The sequence below is a fragment of the Nocardioides bizhenqiangii genome, from assembly GCF_034661235.1.
Classification (GTDB): Bacteria; Actinomycetota; Actinomycetes; order Propionibacteriales; family Nocardioidaceae; genus Nocardioides; species Nocardioides bizhenqiangii.
In genome coordinates, this window is the sequence record NZ_CP141059.1 from 30,479 (window position 1) to 47,424 (window position 16,946).

Below are 16,946 nucleotides of genomic sequence, written 5' to 3' on the forward strand. Positions count from 1 at the left end.
CTACTTCCTCAGCTCCAGGATGGTCTTGCCGATGCGGACCTGGGCACCGAGCCCGATGGTGGTCGCCTGGGTGATGCGCTGGGTGCCGAGGTACGTCCCGTTCGTGGAGCCGAGGTCCTCGACGTACCACTGGTCGCCGGAGGCGGCGATCCGCGCGTGCCGGGTGGAGACGTAGTCGTCGTCGAGCCTGATGGCGGCGTCGTTGCCGCGACCGATGAGGATCGGGGCGTCGGCGAGGTTGGCGGTGGCGCCGGCGTTCTGGCCCTGGATGACGGCGACGTGCGTCGGAGAGCCGCGCCGCTTCGGCGGCGCCTTCTGCTTCGCCGGCTTGGGCGGTGGCGCCACACCGGGGGCGGAGGGCACCCGGGCGCCGAACATGTCGGAGCGGATCACCGAGATCGCCGAGAGCACGAAGATCCACAGGATCGCCAGGTAGGCGACCCGCACCAGGAACAGCGTCAGCTCAGACATCGGCGATCTCTTCCTCGAGGAGCCGTACGACCAGGGAGGTGTGACCGACCTGCACCCGCGACCCGTCGCGCAGCTCGGCCCTCCTCACCTTGCGGCCATCGACGGTGATGCCGTTGGTGGAGCCCATGTCGTGGACCTCGATCTGCAGCGGACCCTCGCCCGGAGCGGTGGCGGCCTCCGGCCGGGCGGTGACGAGGAACTCGGCGTGGCGCCGGCTCACGCCGGGGTCGTTGATGCGCAGGTCGGCCTCGCTCCCGCGCCCCACGACCAGGCCTGGAGCCATCAGCGGGTGGCGGGTGCCGTTGACCTCGAGGACGGCGCGGGTGCGCTGGCGGCCGGTGAACCGGCCGTGCCCGCTCACGGTCGCCTCCGCCTTGCTCAGCACCCGGAACCGGCCGGTGCCGAGGTCGTCGGCGGACTCGAACTCGATCCGGATCGGTCCGGGGAACACGTAGGACTGGAGGTCGGCGTGCTCCTGCAGCTGCTCGGTGAGCTCGGCGGCGAGCGCCGTGTTGTACGGCGCGAGCCGGTCCAGGTCGGACTTGGCAAGCTCGACCGAGAACGCGTTGGGCACCAGCCGCCGCTCGCGGGAGAGGACCTGGGCCTTGTTGTCGAGCTCGCGCTGGAGCGCCGCCGCGATCTCGACCGGCTGCACGGCACTGCGGAAGGTGCGGGCGAAAACTCCGGAGATCGCCTGCTCGAGCTTGTGCTCGAAGCGCTGCAGTCCACCCACTCCGGGAGCCTCCTTCCCACTCTGCTCGCATGCCTCGCGCCCGACGGTGCCGGGTCCCGTCGATCGTATCGGTGCGGCCTTCGCCCGCTCGGCACCCCGCGCACCAGTGCCCATTTGGGGCAGGTGGCAGCCCTGGGATAGCCTTTCCCGGCTGTTCAGTTCAGGTCAGTTCAGGTCAGTCCAGATCAGTCCAGCAACACGCGCGAGTGGCGGAATAGGCAGACGCGCACGGTTCAGGTCCGTGTGTCCGAAAGGACGTGGGGGTTCAACTCCCCCCTCGCGCACGTAGACAGGCCCCGGGTCTTCGGACGCGGGGCTTCGTCCATTTCCACGCCCATCTCCTCCGCAGCCCAGTCCGCTCGCGCCGACCAACGTCGATGCCGGGCCTGGGCCTACTCTCACTCGTCCGGGCAGACGGACTGGTAGGGCTGGGCGGGCAGGACCTCTTCCCACTCCTCCTCGGTCAGGTCCCGCCCGGCCATCTGGCACGCGAAGACGAGAGCACGGTCGAGGTCGGTCTCCCAGGTGTAGACGCGCCCGTCGTACGACGCGATGGCCACGTCGTGGCTGTCGCCGATGAACTGCGCAGCTGCCGGGACGGCATCCCCGCGGCGGGGTGGGTACACGGTGCCCAGCAGCTCCAGTGTCGTGGAATCCCACAGGCTGACCCCGCCGTCTTCCGCGCCGGAGACCAGCATTTCTCCATCATCTGAGTAGTTGAGCCAGAACACCGCAGCACCGAGACCGGTGGATCGCCGTTGCTCCCCAGATGCGACGTCGATGGTGACGATTTCGCCCGTGCTACTGGCCACCGCCACCGTCGAGCCGTCCGGAGAGGCAACCGAGGCGTAGGGAGCCAGGTCCATGTCTCCCTCGGACTGGACCGCACCGGTGCTGAGGTCGATGACTCGCCAGTGCGCGCTCAAGCCGTCGCCGGCGGCCTCGTAGACCATAACGGTGCTGCCGTCACCGATCGGGGTAACGGCGTGGGTGGGGATGTTGAAGCGCTCGCCGCGAGGGCGCAGGGTCTCGGCGTCAACGATCAGGGTCCGGCCGTCCGTATCACCCACAAGCAGGCTGCGACCCCCGTCAACATACGCCAGTGTCCAGATACTGGCGTCTCCGTCGACAATGTCCCGAGGTCTCCGGAGGGGTTTACCCGTCACGGAGTCGAGGACACTGACGACGCCCTTCGCGCACTGCTCCGCCTCGCAGTACGCGGCGTATTGCCCGCCCTGGGGATGCCACGTGCCGAGGACCCACGGGCTTTCATTCACGGGAAGGCGGGTGGCGGGCGTCGCCTCGCCGGTCCGGGTGTCGACGAATCTGACCCATCCGGTGTCTTGGTCGTCGAGCCAGCGATAGGCCATCTGCTGCCCGTCCGGGGAGATGTCGGCCTGCGCGAACAGCTCACTGTCTCCGACCTGGGTGGTCTGCTGTAGGTAGGTGTCCTCCATAGACCGGTCCCAGGTGCGCAGCATCGAGTCGCCGCCGCCGCCGTATACGAGGTCGTTGTCCGGGCTGAAGCCGACGCCCCACGGATCGAAGGTGTCCCACCGTTCCAGCGGCCGGCCGGTGGCGGTGTCCCAGACGATGAGGTCGCCGTCTTGGGAGACCGATCCCACGAGCGAGCCATCACCTGAGAACCGCATGTCGAAGACCTGGGCGCGGTGTCCACGCAGCCTGTGGACCGTCTCGCCGCTGGCCGCGTCCACCAGGAACCCGTCCTTGCGGGTGAAGTCCTCGAGAGCAAGCAGAGTTCCCGCCGCGTTCACGTCCAACGTGACCCATGCGGTCAGGTCTTCGCGGCGCCAGAGTCGGTCGCCCGACGCCACGTCGTACGCCGTCAGCGGCCAGTTGGTGTACAGGGTCTGGCCGTTCGGGCTGAGAGCCATCCATTGGACGTCGACGCCGGTCCATACCCGCTCGGGTGGGCTGGTTGGAGAGCGGAGGTCCCAGACCAGGGCGTAGCTGTGAGTATCACCGTCCTCCCCCACCGACGATGTGTGCATGGTGGCGGCCAGGTAGTGGTTGTCGCGACTGAACTGGACGTCGACGCCCGACACCGGGTTGTCGCCGGGGAAGTCGAGTTCCGTCGTCGGCTCCATCGTGTTCGGGTCCAGCAGGCGCACCGGCTCCGTGGATTCCCCGGCCGTGATGATGACGGCGAGCCGCCTGCTGTCGGGGCTGAACGCCGCGTACAGGAACGCCTGCCCGTCCTCGGCAGGCCGGCCCGCGTCGTAGCTGCGCAGCAGCCGGTTGGTGGCGGCGTCGTAGAGGTGCATCCGGTTCTGATCGTCGGAGGAGGCGATCCAGCGGCCGTCGCGACTGACATCGAACCCCTCCAGGTAGCCGCCTCCGGGCGGCGCCGACCGGACCAACGTGGGACGCTTCGCCAGTGCGGTCACCAGGTTCACCCGAGTTTCCGGGGAGTTGTCCAGGCGAGCACCCGCGGCCGCGAGCAGCAGCGACAGGCTGATGTCGTCGGCGAGCTGGGCCCGGGCTCCGATCCGCCGTGCGTCCGCGGAGACGGCCAACTGTTCGGCCTGTGCGGCGTTCTCGTTCGCTCGGTCGGACTGGATGGCAGCCAGGATCCCGGCGACCAGCGCGAGGACGAGAAGTACGACGGCGCCGCCCAGCACGATCCGGAGCCGTCGGATCAGCCGGGCCTGCGCACGTGCTCGCTCGGCCGCGCTGCGCTCCTCGGCGTCGGAGGCCGCCTGGGCGGCGGAGAGGAATGCGCGCTCGCTCTCGGTGAGTGCGGTCTCCGTGCGGGACTGCCAGTCCAGCGCGCGAGTCAGTCGGACCCCGCGGTAGAGCTCGCTGTCCGGGCGTCCGAGGCTGTCCCAGGCGTCGGCCGCGGCGCTCAAGTGGTGGCGAATCCGTTGGCCCTCGACGTCGTCGTCGAGCCAGCCGCGCAGCCGCGGCCAGGCGCGGGCGAGGGCTTCGTGGGTGATCTCGAGGACCCCCTGGTCGCTGGTCACCAGCCGCGCGTCGACGAGCCTCTCGATCAGCTGCTCATGCTGGACGTCCGAGGCGATCAGGCGGCGCGGGACCTGGGCACGCACCGGTTCCCCACCGACGCCCGGGGAGACCAGCCGCAGCATCAGGTCGCGCAGCTGGCGGCGCTGGTCGGGCTCGATCTGCCCGTAGAGCTGTTCGGCCGACTGGGCGACGGCACCACGGATGCCGCCGGAGGCGTGGTAGCCATCGACGGTGAGCGTGCTGCCCTCACGTCGCTGCCAGGTCTCGAGCAGGGCGTGGGAGAGCAACGGGAGGGCACCCGGGTCGTCGCGGACCTCCCGGACCAGCAGCTCCACCAGGCCCGGCTCGATGACCAGCCCGGCCTGGTGAGCGGGACGCTCGACGGCATCGCGCAGGCCGGCCTCGTCCAGGGCACCCACCAGATGCAGGCCCTGCTCGACCAGCCGGCTGAAGCCTGCGTGCTCGGTCACCTGGCTCAGGCGGTCGCCCCGCATGGTCACCAGCACCGGCCGCCGCCGCGCCTCGTCGGCCAGGCGCTGGAGGAACGCTCGACGCTCCCCCAGGTCCTCACACAGGGCGAAGACCTCCTCCGCCTGGTCGACGGCCAGCACGGTGCCCGGTGGGGCGTTCTCCGGGAGCGCCGAGAGCGCCTGCGTCGGACGGGACCCCGGAGTGATCAGGACGACCCGGTGACCACGACTGCGCAGCGCCGCGAGCACCCCGGCGCGCATGATCGAGGACTTGCCGGATCCGGAGGGCCCGACCAGCGCAACGAACGAGGTCCTTCCCAGGATGGCGAGGCAGGCCGTGACGTCGGCGTCCCGCCCGAAGAACCGCTCGGCGTCGTCGACGTCGTACGCCATCAGGCCCTGCCACGGACAGCGGTCCGTGACCGGGGAGGGGTCGGGGACGACGAGCGCGGGATCCTGCAGCAGGATCGACTGTTCGAGGGCCACCACCTCGGGGGACGGGTCGATCCCGAGCTCGCGGGCCAGCACCGCCCGGAGGCGCCGGATGGTTCGCAGTGCCTCGCCCTGCGCGCCGGAGCGGTACTGCGCCAGCGCGAGCAGCTCCCAGCGGCGTTCCCGCAACGGGGCCGACCGCACCATCTCGTGCGCCCGGGGCAGGGCCTCGGGGGCGCGGCCGCGTCGTAGCTGGGCATCGAGCAGCAGCTCCTCGGCGTCCTGGCGCAGCTCCTCCAGGCGTCCGGCCTCACCGCGAGCCGGGGACCACTCCGCGAGGTCCACGAACGCCGCCCCCCGCCAGAGATCGAGGGCCTGCTCGAGCAGGAACGCGACCCGGTCGGTCTCGCCGAGCTCCAGCAGGTGGCGTGCGCGGGCGACCTGCGACTCGAACCGGCGGGCGTCGATCTCGTCAGCGGGCACGATGAGGCGGTATCCGTCCGCGGTCGTCTCGATTGCCTGGGCCCCCAGGGCCTTGCGGAGTCGGACCACGCACGACTGGAGGTTCTTCGCGGCCGAGGCCGGCGGGTGGTCGCGCCAGACGGCGTCGATCAGCTCGTCGGCGCTCACCGGCTGCCCCAGCCGGATGGCCAGGGCCTGGAGCACGACGCGGTCGCGGGGGCCGAGACGTCCCGAGCCGTCGACGGTGAGCGGACCGAGGACAGCGATCCCCACATCGCCACAGTCCTCCCGCCGTGGGGGCGCGTCAATGGCACGAATACCCGATCGATACCGCGCGTAAGCCCGATGAGTACCGCCAGAGAGCGCACTGGATAGGTCGGGCCACCCGGCTCGCGAATCCAGAAACCGGAGCAATCGAGATGAACACCAGACACCAGACCCGATGGGCCGTCGCCCTGGCAGCCGTCGTCCTCACCCTGACCGCCGCCTGCGGAGCCGACAGCACCGCCGTCCCCGCCGACATCGACGGTCCAGAGCGAGACCGCAGCACCGACACGTGGCACGACGACAACCCCGCCCGCCTCGACTTCCGCGACAACGGCCTCGGCTGACCCGCCCACGTCATGAACAACAACTACTCACTCGACGCGGACTCACCGCGCTGGTGGTGGCCCCCGGCCGCGGTCGGCGCGGTGGGGGCCGCCGCCATCGCCGCAATTCTGGTCCTGCCCTCCACTGGTGTCGCTCTGCCCGGGGAGACCCGAGACGTCCCGCCCGGCCCCGACCACTGGTCCGCCACGGTGGATCCGGACGCGGACCGCCCGTGCTTCCTGACCCGGGCGCACTGGAACATCGCCCTCGACCAGACCCAGCCCCGCTGCGGCCGGGGTACCCCGAACCGGCAGCAGTGGACCGGCACCCTCCGCCCGGGCCTCGACTCCCAGCCCTGAAATCCGCGGCGTCGTCGGTGACCTGCGTCGTGAGTCTCCTCAGCTGGCGCTGGAGCGGCGCCATCCGTAGGTGGCTCGTCGCCAGATCAGCTCGACCGGACCCGCGCCCACCCGACTGTCCCACCACACGGCCGCGACCAGCTGGGTGAGATAGAGCGCTAACGCGATGGCGACACCCACAGCAACACCGAGCTCGCCGTACAGCCCGAGGCCGTATGAGTACATGACGAAGGTCAGGACCAGCGACTGCAGCAGATAGTTGGTCAGTGCCAAGCGGCCGGCGGCGGACAGCGCACGAAGCGTCCGGCGCTCGCTCAGGAGCACGACGGCGGCGCCGAGGCCCAACGCCAGCAGAGGAGCGGCGAGTGCCATCAGGAGGATCTGGGCGGCCAGGACGGTGAACAGCCCGCCCGTGCTCTGGACGATGACAACGAGGATGTTGAGCGGCAGGCCGACGCCGATCCCGATGCGCGCGGTGGCGACGAATCTGGCTCGGTGGGCCGCGACGTCGGCGAGGAGGCCGGCGCGGGCGACGTACATCCCGAGCAGCATCATCGCGAGCACGACAAGCGAGAAGGTGAGCCCGAAGATCAGGCCGCCTGGCTTGGTGAGCCGCTCCTGGACGAGCTCGAGGTAGCCGCCGTTGCGATAGATCTCGTCGAGTCTGGGCACCTCGGCCGCGTCGGAGTCCCCCGCGGAGCGCTCAGCGGCAGCGAGTGCCGAGGAGCCGGTCAGCCAGCGGATCGCGAGCAGGGCCAGACCACCGAGGCCGATGGCCGAGAGTGTGCCGAGGATGCCGAGGGCCCAGCGCAGCTGGGTGCGGGCCGTGCGGTTGACGAACAGCGCCAACACCACGCTGACGACCGCGTAGGTCGTGAGGATGTCGCCGTACCAGACGAGGAAGAGGTGCGCCGCGCCGATGACGCCCAGCGCGGCCATCCGGCGTGCGTACAGACGACGCCAGGGGAGTCCCTGGGCTTGCCAACGGCCGACCTGGGTGGCGACCCCGAAGCCGAAGAGCAGCGAGAACAGGCCGATGAACTTGCCTTCGGCGAGCACCTTGACGAGGACTGCGGCGACCCGGTCGACAGTGCCGTCGATCGCGGTCGCTGCGAGGTGCTCGAAGGACGGCGACGCCTTGAAGAGCAGGACGTTGACCACGACGATGCCGCCGAGCGCGAGTCCTCGCAGCACGTCGACCGCGGGGATCCGGCTCACCCGATCGAGCGGATCGGGCGCGGAGAGGGCGCGGTCGGGACGTGCTGGGGCCGGGGCGTGGGTCATCGTAATCCTTCAGTTGAAGAGACAGTATGTCTGATCAATAGTCCTTGGATCGTGTCATTTGGTCAAACGCACCGTCAAGTCAATAAACGGCATTGATTGGACTATCTGTCAGGCGGAATGTGACATGCTGTGCGCATGGCGACGAGGAAGTACGAGCAGGTGCTCCGCGCGGAGGCGGCCGCGGAGACCCGGCGACGGATCCTGGAGGCGGTGGGCCAGAGACTGCGGGAGGCCCCGACCGAACAGCCGAGTCTCGAGAAGGTCGCCAAGCTGGCGAACGTCTCCAGGTCGACGATCTACGCCGACTTCGGATCGCGGGCGGGGCTCTTCGACGCTTTCGTCGCCGACCTGTGGGACCGCACCGGTCTGGAGGATCTGGGCGAGGCGGTCAAGAGCGGCGACGCCCGGGAGCACCTTCGCCGGGGTATCGCTGCCGCCAGCAGGATGAAGGGTCAGGAGATCGCGATCTACCGGGTGCTGCATGCGATGGACCGGCTGGACCCGGAGTCGGCCGGCGGGGCGGTGCGGCACATGGAGGAGGATCGCAAGGCCGGGATGAAGAAGCTCGCAGAGCACCTCGCCGACGGTGGTGTGCTGCGCGAGGACGTCAGCAAGGAGCAGGCGTTCGACGCGCTTTGGGTGCTGACCAGCTTCGAAGCGCTCGACCTGTTGGTGACCGGGCGCCGGATGTCCCTCGACCGGGCGATCAACACTTTGGTGAACATGGCGGAGCGGTCGGTGTGCCGACCGAGCAGGTCTCGCCCGCCGCGATCAAAGTCCTGAGTCCTCAGCGATCGCCGTCAGCATGAAGGGGGCTCTCGCCCGCGCCTGTCCACGAACCTTCGATGATCAGTGCGAGGTCCTCGCGAAGCTGACGAAGACGTCGCTCGCCGATCAGCTCGGCGATGCGCCGCTCTATTTCTGGGACGGTTGCCCGCGCGAGAGCCATCACCTCACGGCCAGCCGGCGTGGCCAGTACGAGCTTGGCCCGTCGGTCGGACGGGTCGGGGATCCGCGTGACGTACTCGTGCTGCTCCAGGTGAGCGACGAGGTCGGCCATCGCTTGCTTGGTGACACCAGCCCGTGCTGCCAGGACACTGACGGTGGAACCCTCCTTGTCGAGGAATTGGAAGACAGCCCCGTGGGGGGTGCGTACGGCCGCGTGGCCTGCATCGGCGAGCCGTGCGAGCACCACGTCATTCACGACGACGAACGCCTCGCGAAGCAGGACGGCGGTGTTCGGGGGTCGGCTGGGAAGCGTTCTTGACATTAGACAAGGCTCCTGTCTATCTTTGTCATATGGACAAGCTACCTGTCGATATTGCCACAGCCGAGACGATCATGCTCGGGCCGGACGAGACCGTGATCCTCGCCTCCTGCGCGGACACGAACGACGACCTGTTCGCCGTAGAGATCCGCATGCAGCCCGGCGGCGGCCCACCCGTCATGCACAGCCACGAGCCGAGCGAGATCTACTTCGTGAGAGAGGGGGTCTTCTCGATCTATGTCGGCGAAGGCGAGGACGTCCGGCGGATCCATGCTGCGGCCGGAGACGTGGTCCCGCTTCGAGGTGGCATTCCGCACACCGTGCGCAACGAGGGCGACCGTGTCGCCGTCGCGCACGTCGTCCACACCCCGGGTCGTCCCATGGAGTCGTTCGTGCGCGAGGTCGGCGCTATGACCGTGGACGGAGCTCCGGCCATGGACGACGTCTTGAGGGTCGCGATGCAGAACGGCATCACGATGCTCGGCCCCATCCCCGAGATGACCTGAGCGAGCGCGCCCCTTGGCACCGCCAGGTGCGTGCTCCGGCCGCGGGTCGGTCGCAGTGCGTCAGGCGCGCGCGTCGGCGCCGTCGGTGAGCAACGGGTGGGTGATGTACTCGACCGGGATCGAGGTGATGGGGTCGTCGAGGGTCGCCTCGCGCCTCCGGGCGACGGCACGGACGTAACCGAGGTAGCGGCCCTGATCCATTTCCAGCGCGCGGATCTCGGGTTCGTTGCTCGGAGCCACCGCGTACTGCCACTGCAGCCAGAGGCGCCAGCCGTCCTGGAGGGTGTCGGCATGCTCGACGTCGACGACTCCGCTGCGCGCCCAGTGGCGACGCCACCAGTCGGCGGAGTGGAGACAGGCCAGGCTCGGCTCCCACCAGTGGCGCAGGTGCTCCGGCGGTCCGGCATCGAGTTCCTGCACCAGCCCGGCCCCGACGATGCCGAGCTGCCCTCCTGGTCGGACGAGGCGCGTCAGGTAGGACAGGTAGAGGTCATCGGTACCGAAGTAGACGTAGGCATCGACGCTGACCACTGCGTCGAAGAAGTCGCGCGCGAAGGGAAGTGAGCGCGCATCGGCGTGGATCGGGAACACGGCGTCCTCGACCCCCGCGTCCCGGATCCGGGCGGCGCGCTCGTCGACACCGAACCAGAGGTCGGTCGACCACACCTGGACGCCGTACTCCCGGTGGAGGAAGACCGAGGAGGCGCCGCGGCCGCAACCGAGGTCGAGCACGCGCATCCCTGGCTGCAGGTCGAGGAGCTCAGCGAGCCACTCGGTCATCCACAGGGAATGTGCTCCGCCGCTGACGCTCGAGCGGAGCCAGTCCGGGTGGTAGGCCGACGCGCGCGGAAAGCGATCAGTGCGTAGGAGGTGGTCGCTCATCGGACGACCTCTGCCGGGCGGAGGGCCCTCGGCCCGACAGCGGTGAGGCCCGGGCCGATCAGGTCGCTCATGGCGCGGTCGAGCTCGGTCACGCCGCGCGGGTGGTCACCCACCCGCCACCAGCGCGTGATCGGCACGGCGTCCGGACGTACCAACATTGCCGAGCCCGGGACGATGAGTCCGAGGGCGTACGCCACTGCTCGCGGCAGCGCGACAGCTTCGACCGGGACGTCGTGATGGTGCGCCGTGGCGGCCGAGTGCCATTGAGGCGAGTCCGGCGCGGTCAGCAAGGTCAATCCGTCGCCGATGAGGTCGAGTGTCGATACCGGCGCCGAACCGGTAGCGCCTGGACCCACCCAGGCATGCGGCAGGCGTCCACCCAGGTCCTGGAGCATCTCGGTGACGACCGCGTGGCAGCCTCCCTGGGGGTCCGCGGCGCGGGCCACGTCCACCGCGGCGAGCGGACGCATCTCCTGCTCGTAGGTCTGGAGGAACGCCGGTGCCGCCCAGCCGCGCAGCACCCACGCAAGCCGCCAACCGATCGCCAGACCGTCGCGGACGGCCATCGCCAACCCGTTCCCGCCCCGCGGGGTGACCCGGTGTGCGGCGTCGCCTGCGAGAAAGACGCGTCCGACCGAGAATCGATCGGCGACTTGTGCACCGGCTTCGAAGATGCTCGTCCGGCCGATGTCCAGCGGCATGCGCGGAGCGCCCGTGGCGGCGCGGATCCGTCGCTCCATCGCCGCACGATCCGCGACCCGCGCAGCGTCGTCGTCGGGCCCGAGGACCACACCGAACTGCCAACGATCATCGGGACCCGCCGGGATGAGGACGCCCGCGCCCTCCGTGCTCTTGATCCCGTACAGCGCGTATCGGTGCTCGGCCAGCAGCGGCCACAGGGGAGCGTGGAACTCCGCGCTGACCCCAGCCATCACCCGGCCCGGACCGAGCAGAGCAACGCCGAGCCGGCTGCGAATGGAGCTCCGGGCGCCGTCCGCGGCGACGACATACGCCGCGCTGACCCGGCGGGTCTCGGCACTTCCGCCGAACCGCACGTCGAGACGGGCACCGGCGCCGTCCTGCTCGAGATCGACGACCTCGGCCTGACGGATCAGGCCGGCGGACGGCAACCTCCCGAGGTGGCCGGCGAGGACGCGCTCGAGGTGGTCCTGCGGAACTCGTGCCGAGGAGGTCGGGCTCACAACCGCACTCTGCGCAGCGTCGGGAAGGTTGATCGCGACCCGCGTTCCATCACCCGCGTCGGCGACCGTCGTCGTCTCGAGGAGCGCCAGGTCGACGTCGGGCGAGCCCGCTCGCAGCTCGTCCTCCAGTCCCCATCCCCGGAACACCTCCATCTGCCGCAGGCTCACACCAACGGCACGGGGAGAGTTCGAGACGTCGCCGCGCCTTTCGAGGACCAGCACGTCGAGTCCGCACCTAGCCAGCTGGACCGCGGCGACGAGACCAGCGGGGCCGGCGCCGACGACCACGACGTCGTGATGCGACTCGTTCGCGATGTCAGTCATCGTTGTGGTCCCTTTCAGTTCGGTCACGAGGCCGACCCCTCTCGACGATCCCGGTCAGGACCGACGGGTCCGACAGGTAGACCTCGTGCTCGCCGGTGCCCCGCACCGGAGGTCTGCCCGTCCACGAGGTGATCCGCCGGGCCGCGATCCGGATCGGCGGGATGGTCTCCGACCCGAGCCCGACAGTGATGTCGACGCCCGCGAGGTCGCGGCGGCGGAGCCGGTACGTCGGGATGCCCGGCTCGTCGCGGATCATCGCCTCGGCGTTCGCCCGGGTGGCGGCGAGTGCGGGGTCGTCGACCGTGACCGGTCGGCCGAGGATGAACTTCAGCAGGACGGCCTGGGCACCCACGTAGTCGCTGGGGTGGCGGCGGAGGTGCCGGCGAGAGGGCACCATCAGCACCCGTTGGGCCAGACCGCCGCCGGGCACGACGCCCAGGGCGGGCGGCTCCCAGGCGACCACCCGGCCCACCGCGCGCGGGTGCCTGGCCGCGAGGGCCAGTGCAATGACGGCGCCGGAACTGACACCGACAACCGTGGGAGAGTCCAGGCCGACCGCCTCGATGAGCGCCCTCGCGTCGTCGGCGTGCTGGGCAGCGCCACCGCCGGGCCAGGAATCGCGCCCCGACCGGCCGGTACCGCGCCGGTCGTAGGCCGTCACCTGGTAGCCGGCTGCTGCCAGGCTCTCTGCCTGTGCGGCCAGCATCGTGGCGTCCTCGCCGCCGCCGTGAATGAGCAGCAGGGGGCTGCCCTCGCCGCGAATGTCTGCGGCGAGAGTCGTGTCGCGGACGAAGAGCTTCCTGGTGGTGGGGCGTACGGGCATGACGAACCTCTAACGGACAAGTTGTTGAGTGAAAATGGATGCACGCTGCTCGGCCGACCAGGAGAGCGCCCCGACCTGATGGGGGCCGGGGCGCTCTCTCGGCAGGAGCAGGTTCAGCAGACGATCAGTAGCCCGAACGGCAGCGGGTCCGGGACACCATCGCCGTCAGGGGCGTGGGTCTCCACGACGACGAACCTTCCGAACGTCTCTTGGACAGGCCCCTTCCGCCACACGGACGCGGATCCGGCCACCGGCTCGGTGCCGCTGTGGGTCACGGACGGGATCACCAGGCAACCCAGGTGCGGACCGACGAACGTGACGAGGTAGCGCCCGGGCGTCTCGGTCTGCTCGGAGTCGATGATGCTGCCGCCCTCCTGGTCGATGAGGGACCCGTCGGCTCGCATCATCGCCCGACTCATCCCCAACACCCGGTGCGCCGCGTCGGCGGTTCCGGCCTCGAGGGCGCTGTCGGCGACCTTGGCGGCCTCGGCGAGCTGGACCGTGTCGAGCGTGTCCTCGTCGACCTTGGCGCCGGTGACCGCGTTGTTGGCGATATCGACGCTGCGGACGGCGCCGTCCTTGATGTGCCGCGAGGCGATGGAGTCCCTGGCGTGGCCGCCGGCCACGGCCGCGCCACCGCCGATGACGGCGACGGTCAGGGCGGCTCCGGCGAGGATCGTCGCGACGATTGAACCTTTGTTGGGCGTGCGGGTCATTGATGATCTCTCTCTTTGAGTCGGGTGGGTCATGCGGTGTGCGACCGGCGGGTCAGCGCGACGGAGGCGCTGGCGAAGCCGACGGCTGTGAGGACGTAGGCCAGGGCGGGGCCGGCGTTGCCGATGGCGGCACCCAGGACCCACTCGACCGGGACGGCGGCGACGATCGCCACGGCCATCCAGCGGGGAGCCATACGGGTCCGCCAGAGGACGACCCCGAGCAGGATGCGGCCGAGCATGATGGACAACGCGAACGGCAGGATCACCAGGTAGACCGACGAGGACTCGATCGCCTCGTTGAGCGCGATGACGCTCGCCCGGTCGATCTCGTTCTGGGTAGCGACGTAGGTGATCAGCTGCATGGACGCCGCGGCGGCGCCGCAGCACGCGCCGACGATCCAGAGGCCACCGATCAGCGTGGCCGCCCGACCGGCGACCGAACGGAGCGCGACGTACATCGCAATCGCGGACGGCACCAGGGTGATGGCGCAGAGGATCGCGAATGCGACGGCGGCACCGGCGGCGGCCGGGTGGTCGGCGAAGGCGTCGTACTGGGTGGCGTAGGAGCCGCCGAGGTCGTCGGGGGTGACGGCGTTGGAGGCCGCGAGGAGCAGCCAGGGCAGCGGCGCCGCGACGGCCAGGACACGGCGCCATCCGGCGCGACGCTCCGAGGTCACGCCGAGCACGTTGCTGTTGACGGTGGTGACAGACATTGTGAAGGTTCCTTTTGAATGGACAACATGTGGAGTGAACTCAACTGTAAACATTCACCGAACGGACTGTCAATTTAAATGCGAACTCGTCATACCGCGGCGTTCGTGCTGCGACACGCCTTGGCCCAGAGCGGCGCGGACGACGCCTTCACGAAGCTGCTGCACCAGGACGCGATCGTGTATGCCGGCTACAGCGCCGGCGTCTGCGTACTAGGCCCGGATCTGTGCGGGCTCGAGCAGTGCGACGACCCAGAGGCGGTGCGCGCGACCTACGTCGAGGGTTCGTGGTGGCACCGGCACCGACGGCGGTGCCAAACTCACGGCATGAGCCTCTCGGAGACCGATCTGACCCACCTGCGTCGGTGCTTGGAGCTGGCCCGTGAGGGCCTGGAGGACGGCGACGAGCCGTTCGGGTCGCTGCTCGTCGACGCGGCTGGCACCGTCCGGTTCGAGGACCGCAACCGGGTCAAGGGTGGCGACGAGACCCGGCACCCGGAGTTCGAGATCGCCCGCTGGTCGGCGAGCCACCTGACGCCCGAGGAGCGCGCGTCGGCCACGGTCTACACCTCCGGTGAGCACTGCCCGATGTGCTCGGCGGCGCACGGCTGGATGGGGCTGGGCCGGATCGTGTACGCCGCATCCTCCGCGCAGCTCACGGAGTGGCGGTCCGGCTGGGGCGCGCCGCCGTCCCCGGTGGCCCCGCTGCCGGTGTCGGCGGTCGCGCCCGCCGTGCCGGTCGACGGGCCGGCGCCGGAGCTCGAGGAGGAGATCCGCGAGCTGCACCACCGGCTGCACGCACAGCGAAGCTCCCGACCAGGCTGACCTGGTCGGGAGCTTCGCGTTGCGGTCCTGCGGGTGGTCCTACTTCTCGACCGTGGCGCCGACCTTGACCGCGACGATCCGCGGGTCGAGGACCTGCGCGGAGTACGGCGCCTGCGCGCCGTCGCAGGTCATCGAGAGCTCGATGGGCGTCTGCGTGTTGATCGCGATGCCGTCGAGGCTGATCGTCCCGAGCTCGCCGCCGCCCGAGGCGACCCGGACCTCCGAGGTGGCGATGGTGCGGGTGAGCTCGGCGCCGATCGGCTGCGAGAGCGCGCAGGTGAAGTCGTTGACGTCGCCGCCGGTGTTGGTGACGTTGGCGGACGCCGACACCAGGTAGTTCCCGGCCGGGACCTCGAACTCGAAGATGGTCTTGTCCGGGTTCCCGGAGGTGATGTTGTGGAAGTTCAGGTCGTCGAAGTACGCCTTGGGGCCGGCGGTGAACGCCTGCTTCGCGGCCTTGTTGAGGTCGCTCTGGCCGAGCGAGCCGGCCTTGACCTTCTTGCCGGTCACGGACGCTTCGCCGAGGTCGATGGTCTTGACCTGGCTGTTCTTGATCTGCGGCGAGCCGACGGAGTTCTTCGCGACACCGGCGGCGTAGGCCACCCCGCCCACGCCGCTGACGGCGATGACGAGGGCCACGGAGGAGGCGACGTTGGAGTAGTTGAGCTTGTTCTTGATGTTCATGACGGATGGTGCCTTTCGGTGGGTGAAGCAGGTTTGGTTGGTTGACCTCAACTCTGTCCACCGGACGACACCCCTACATCCGCGAGCAGCACGCAGCCAACGACCCGCGGTACGTAATTCAGTCGCCGCCGAGGGGGCGTCACTACGTAGTCGGCTCTTCACGGTTCCCGTCGTCGGCGGAGCGCCCTAGGTTGGTTCCCGTCGGCCGAGAGCCGGCCATGCCACGTCGGAGGACCCATGGGATCGCTGCTCAACCCCTACATCAGCTTCAAGGACAACGCGCGCGACGCGATGGAGTTCTACCAGTCGGTCTTCGGCGGCGAGCTCACCGTCAACACGTTCGGTGAGTACGGCGAGAAGTACGCCGAGGGCGCCGACCTCGTCATGCACAGCATGCTCACCACCGCCGGTGGGTTCACGCTGATGGCGGCCGACACCCCGCAGGGCATGGAGTTCACGCCCGGCTCGCAGATCACCATCAGTCTCTCCGGTGACGGCGACGACGCCGAGGCCATCCGTGGCTACTGGGAGGCGCTCGCCGAGGGCGCCACCGTGACCGTGCCGCTGGAGCAACAGGTGTGGGGCGACGAGTTCGGTCAGCTGACCGACCGGTTCGGCGTCGGCTGGCTGGTCAACATCGGCGGCGGGGCGGCGTAGCCGACGTCCGGATCCTGCGGCTGGCCGAGCGATAGCCGGCGCTGACGCTCGACGGTGGCGAGGTAGAACGCCCACCCGAACGAGAAGCTCGTGAACAGGGTGGCGACGAAGAACAGCCACGGCCGGGCGATGCCGCGCCGCCGACCGTCGATGATCGTCGCCAGCGGCAGCAAGACCACGTTGGCCACGGTGAAATCGGCGCCCGCCGACCCCGCGGCAGGGTTGTCGAACATGAGCTCCAGGTACTGAGCCCAGCTGCCGTCGCCCCAGAGCGGGTTGAAGAAGAGCCGGTCGGGCCCGTAGTCGAGGACGAACGTGACGTTGAAGTACCAGCCCAGTCCGATCGAGACCACCCCGACGACCAGGTAGACGACCTCGAGAGTGGAGAACATCGGGCCGGACGACGGCCTGCGGTAGATCGCCGGGTTGGACCGGACGAGCCAGGCCACGACCGCGATGCCGAGCACCGCGTGGACGACGAGGGACACCATGGGCCGAGGTTCGTGCCTTCGCAGGAGTTCTGTCAACTGTGACAGAACATCAGATCTGATAACCCCTACGAT

At 69.6% G+C, this 16,946-nt stretch carries 18 protein-coding genes and 1 tRNA gene; 7 read left to right on the plus strand and 12 right to left on the minus strand.

From position 1 onward, the window contains the following. Together SHK19_RS00160 and SHK19_RS00165 are read right to left on the minus strand one after the other, a co-directional pair. Complete coding sequence (locus SHK19_RS00160; RefSeq protein ID WP_322454209.1) at nt 1-471, minus strand: FHA domain-containing protein FhaB/FipA; 471 nt, start codon at nt 469-471, stop codon at nt 1-3. Next, nucleotides 464-1,204, minus strand: coding sequence for a DUF3662 and FHA domain-containing protein (locus SHK19_RS00165; RefSeq protein WP_322937508.1), 741 nt, complete (start codon nt 1,202-1,204; stop codon nt 464-466). The genes SHK19_RS00160 and SHK19_RS00165 overlap by 8 nt, the downstream gene beginning before the upstream one ends. Nucleotides 1,205-1,404: 200 nt before the next feature. On the opposite strand from SHK19_RS00165, the gene SHK19_RS00170 reads away from it, so the two are divergent. Next, nucleotides 1,405-1,488: transfer RNA gene (locus SHK19_RS00170), tRNA-Leu, on the plus strand. Nucleotides 1,489-1,602: 114 nt separating this feature from the next. On the opposite strand, the gene SHK19_RS00175 is transcribed toward SHK19_RS00170, so the two are convergent. Then, nucleotides 1,603-5,826, minus strand: coding sequence for an nSTAND1 domain-containing NTPase (locus SHK19_RS00175; protein ID WP_322937509.1), 4,224 nt, complete (start codon nt 5,824-5,826; stop codon nt 1,603-1,605). A 146-nt stretch (nt 5,827-5,972) separates the two neighbouring features. Here SHK19_RS00175 and SHK19_RS00180 point away from each other — a divergent pair, with 146 nt between their 5' ends. Then, nucleotides 5,973-6,164: a hypothetical protein gene (locus SHK19_RS00180; protein ID WP_322937510.1), complete on the plus strand. Its 192-nt coding sequence runs from the start codon at nt 5,973-5,975 to the stop codon at nt 6,162-6,164. 12 nt (nt 6,165-6,176) lie between these two features. Continuing rightward, nucleotides 6,177-6,503 carry a hypothetical protein gene (locus SHK19_RS00185; RefSeq protein WP_322937511.1) on the plus strand — a complete coding sequence of 109 codons (327 nt, stop codon included), beginning with the start codon at nt 6,177-6,179 and terminating at the stop codon, nt 6,501-6,503. A gap of 39 nt (nt 6,504-6,542) precedes the next feature. On the opposite strand, the gene SHK19_RS00190 is transcribed toward SHK19_RS00185, so the two are convergent. Beyond that, complete coding sequence (locus SHK19_RS00190; protein WP_322937512.1) at nt 6,543-7,787, minus strand: DUF418 domain-containing protein; 1,245 nt, start codon at nt 7,785-7,787, stop codon at nt 6,543-6,545. Nucleotides 7,788-7,922: 135 nt separating this feature from the next. On the opposite strand from SHK19_RS00190, the gene SHK19_RS00195 reads away from it, so the two are divergent. Continuing rightward, entirely contained in the window at nt 7,923-8,570 is a 648-nt protein-coding gene (locus SHK19_RS00195) for a TetR/AcrR family transcriptional regulator (RefSeq protein WP_322937513.1), read from the plus strand. Nucleotides 8,571-8,574: 4 nt separating this feature from the next. Here the strand turns inward: SHK19_RS00195 and SHK19_RS00200 are convergent, their stop codons facing one another. After that, a complete protein-coding gene (locus tag SHK19_RS00200) occupies nt 8,575-8,991 on the minus strand; it encodes a MarR family winged helix-turn-helix transcriptional regulator (protein ID WP_322937514.1) in 417 nt (138 codons plus the stop codon). Between the two features lie 95 nt (nt 8,992-9,086). On the opposite strand from SHK19_RS00200, the gene SHK19_RS00205 reads away from it, so the two are divergent. Further along, the gene (locus tag SHK19_RS00205) at nt 9,087-9,560 is read left to right on the plus strand and encodes a cupin domain-containing protein (RefSeq protein WP_322454201.1); all 474 of its coding nucleotides are present in this window, start codon (nt 9,087-9,089) and stop codon (nt 9,558-9,560) included. Between the two features lie 60 nt (nt 9,561-9,620). On the opposite strand, the gene SHK19_RS00210 is transcribed toward SHK19_RS00205, so the two are convergent. The 5 genes from SHK19_RS00210 to SHK19_RS00230 all read right to left on the minus strand — a co-directional run bounded on the left by SHK19_RS00210 (nt 9,621) and on the right by SHK19_RS00230 (nt 14,220). Next, nucleotides 9,621-10,340, minus strand: coding sequence for an SAM-dependent methyltransferase (locus SHK19_RS00210; protein ID WP_405030446.1), 720 nt, complete (start codon nt 10,338-10,340; stop codon nt 9,621-9,623). A gap of 98 nt (nt 10,341-10,438) precedes the next feature. Beyond that, nucleotides 10,439-11,968, minus strand: coding sequence for an FAD-dependent oxidoreductase (locus tag SHK19_RS00215; RefSeq protein WP_322937515.1), 1,530 nt, complete (start codon nt 11,966-11,968; stop codon nt 10,439-10,441). Then, nucleotides 11,961-12,791 (minus strand): alpha/beta fold hydrolase, encoded by an 831-nt coding sequence (locus tag SHK19_RS00220; protein ID WP_322937516.1) that lies wholly within the window; start codon nt 12,789-12,791, stop codon nt 11,961-11,963. Before SHK19_RS00220 ends, SHK19_RS00215 begins: the two co-directional genes overlap by 8 nt. A 113-nt stretch (nt 12,792-12,904) precedes the next feature. Further along, entirely contained in the window at nt 12,905-13,507 is a 603-nt protein-coding gene (locus SHK19_RS00225) for a hypothetical protein (RefSeq protein ID WP_322937517.1), read from the minus strand. 29 nt (nt 13,508-13,536) lie between these two features. Beyond that, nucleotides 13,537-14,220, minus strand: a complete 684-nt coding sequence (locus SHK19_RS00230; RefSeq protein ID WP_322454196.1) for a DUF4386 family protein — start codon at nt 14,218-14,220, stop codon at nt 13,537-13,539. 78 nt (nt 14,221-14,298) lie between these two features. Here SHK19_RS00230 and SHK19_RS00235 point away from each other — a divergent pair, with 78 nt between their 5' ends. Then, nucleotides 14,299-15,042: a nucleoside deaminase gene (locus SHK19_RS00235; protein WP_322454195.1), complete on the plus strand. Its 744-nt coding sequence runs from the start codon at nt 14,299-14,301 to the stop codon at nt 15,040-15,042. Nucleotides 15,043-15,081: 39 nt separating this feature from the next. On the opposite strand, the gene SHK19_RS00240 is transcribed toward SHK19_RS00235, so the two are convergent. Further along, complete coding sequence (locus tag SHK19_RS00240) at nt 15,082-15,726, minus strand: hypothetical protein (protein WP_322454194.1); 645 nt, start codon at nt 15,724-15,726, stop codon at nt 15,082-15,084. Between the two features lie 237 nt (nt 15,727-15,963). On the opposite strand from SHK19_RS00240, the gene SHK19_RS00245 reads away from it, so the two are divergent. Continuing rightward, nucleotides 15,964-16,383: a VOC family protein gene (locus SHK19_RS00245; protein WP_322454193.1), complete on the plus strand. Its 420-nt coding sequence runs from the start codon at nt 15,964-15,966 to the stop codon at nt 16,381-16,383. Here the strand turns inward: SHK19_RS00245 and SHK19_RS00250 are convergent. Next, nucleotides 16,323-16,874 (minus strand): DUF2834 domain-containing protein, encoded by a 552-nt coding sequence (locus SHK19_RS00250; protein ID WP_322454192.1) that lies wholly within the window; start codon nt 16,872-16,874, stop codon nt 16,323-16,325. The two genes, SHK19_RS00245 and SHK19_RS00250, sit on opposite strands and share 61 nt — an antisense overlap. Nucleotides 16,875-16,946 lie beyond the last annotated feature (72 nt).

Excerpts from the sequence above, each read along its gene's own strand:
- SHK19_RS00235 (WP_322454195.1), top strand. The coding sequence starts at position 14,299 with ATGCGAACTCGTCATACCGCGGCGTTCGTGCTGCGACACGCCTTGGCC.
- SHK19_RS00190 (WP_322937512.1), bottom strand. The coding sequence starts at position 7,787 with ATGACCCACGCCCCGGCCCCAGCACGTCCCGACCGCGCCCTCTCCGCG.
- SHK19_RS00195 (WP_322937513.1), top strand. The coding sequence starts at position 7,923 with ATGGCGACGAGGAAGTACGAGCAGGTGCTCCGCGCGGAGGCGGCCGCG.
- SHK19_RS00245 (WP_322454193.1), top strand. The coding sequence starts at position 15,964 with ATGGGATCGCTGCTCAACCCCTACATCAGCTTCAAGGACAACGCGCGC.
- SHK19_RS00160 (WP_322454209.1), bottom strand. The coding sequence starts at position 471 with ATGTCTGAGCTGACGCTGTTCCTGGTGCGGGTCGCCTACCTGGCGATC.
- SHK19_RS00215 (WP_322937515.1), bottom strand. The coding sequence starts at position 11,968 with ATGACTGACATCGCGAACGAGTCGCATCACGACGTCGTGGTCGTCGGC.
- SHK19_RS00185 (WP_322937511.1), top strand. The coding sequence starts at position 6,177 with ATGAACAACAACTACTCACTCGACGCGGACTCACCGCGCTGGTGGTGG.
- SHK19_RS00250 (WP_322454192.1), bottom strand. The coding sequence starts at position 16,874 with ATGGTGTCCCTCGTCGTCCACGCGGTGCTCGGCATCGCGGTCGTGGCC.
- SHK19_RS00240 (WP_322454194.1), bottom strand. The coding sequence starts at position 15,726 with ATGAACATCAAGAACAAGCTCAACTACTCCAACGTCGCCTCCTCCGTG.
- SHK19_RS00230 (WP_322454196.1), bottom strand. The coding sequence starts at position 14,220 with ATGTCTGTCACCACCGTCAACAGCAACGTGCTCGGCGTGACCTCGGAG.
- SHK19_RS00210 (WP_405030446.1), bottom strand. The coding sequence starts at position 10,340 with ATGACCGAGTGGCTCGCTGAGCTCCTCGACCTGCAGCCAGGGATGCGC.
- SHK19_RS00205 (WP_322454201.1), top strand. The coding sequence starts at position 9,087 with ATGGACAAGCTACCTGTCGATATTGCCACAGCCGAGACGATCATGCTC.
- SHK19_RS00225 (WP_322937517.1), bottom strand. The coding sequence starts at position 13,507 with ATGACCCGCACGCCCAACAAAGGTTCAATCGTCGCGACGATCCTCGCC.
- SHK19_RS00180 (WP_322937510.1), top strand. The coding sequence starts at position 5,973 with ATGAACACCAGACACCAGACCCGATGGGCCGTCGCCCTGGCAGCCGTC.
- SHK19_RS00220 (WP_322937516.1), bottom strand. The coding sequence starts at position 12,791 with ATGCCCGTACGCCCCACCACCAGGAAGCTCTTCGTCCGCGACACGACT.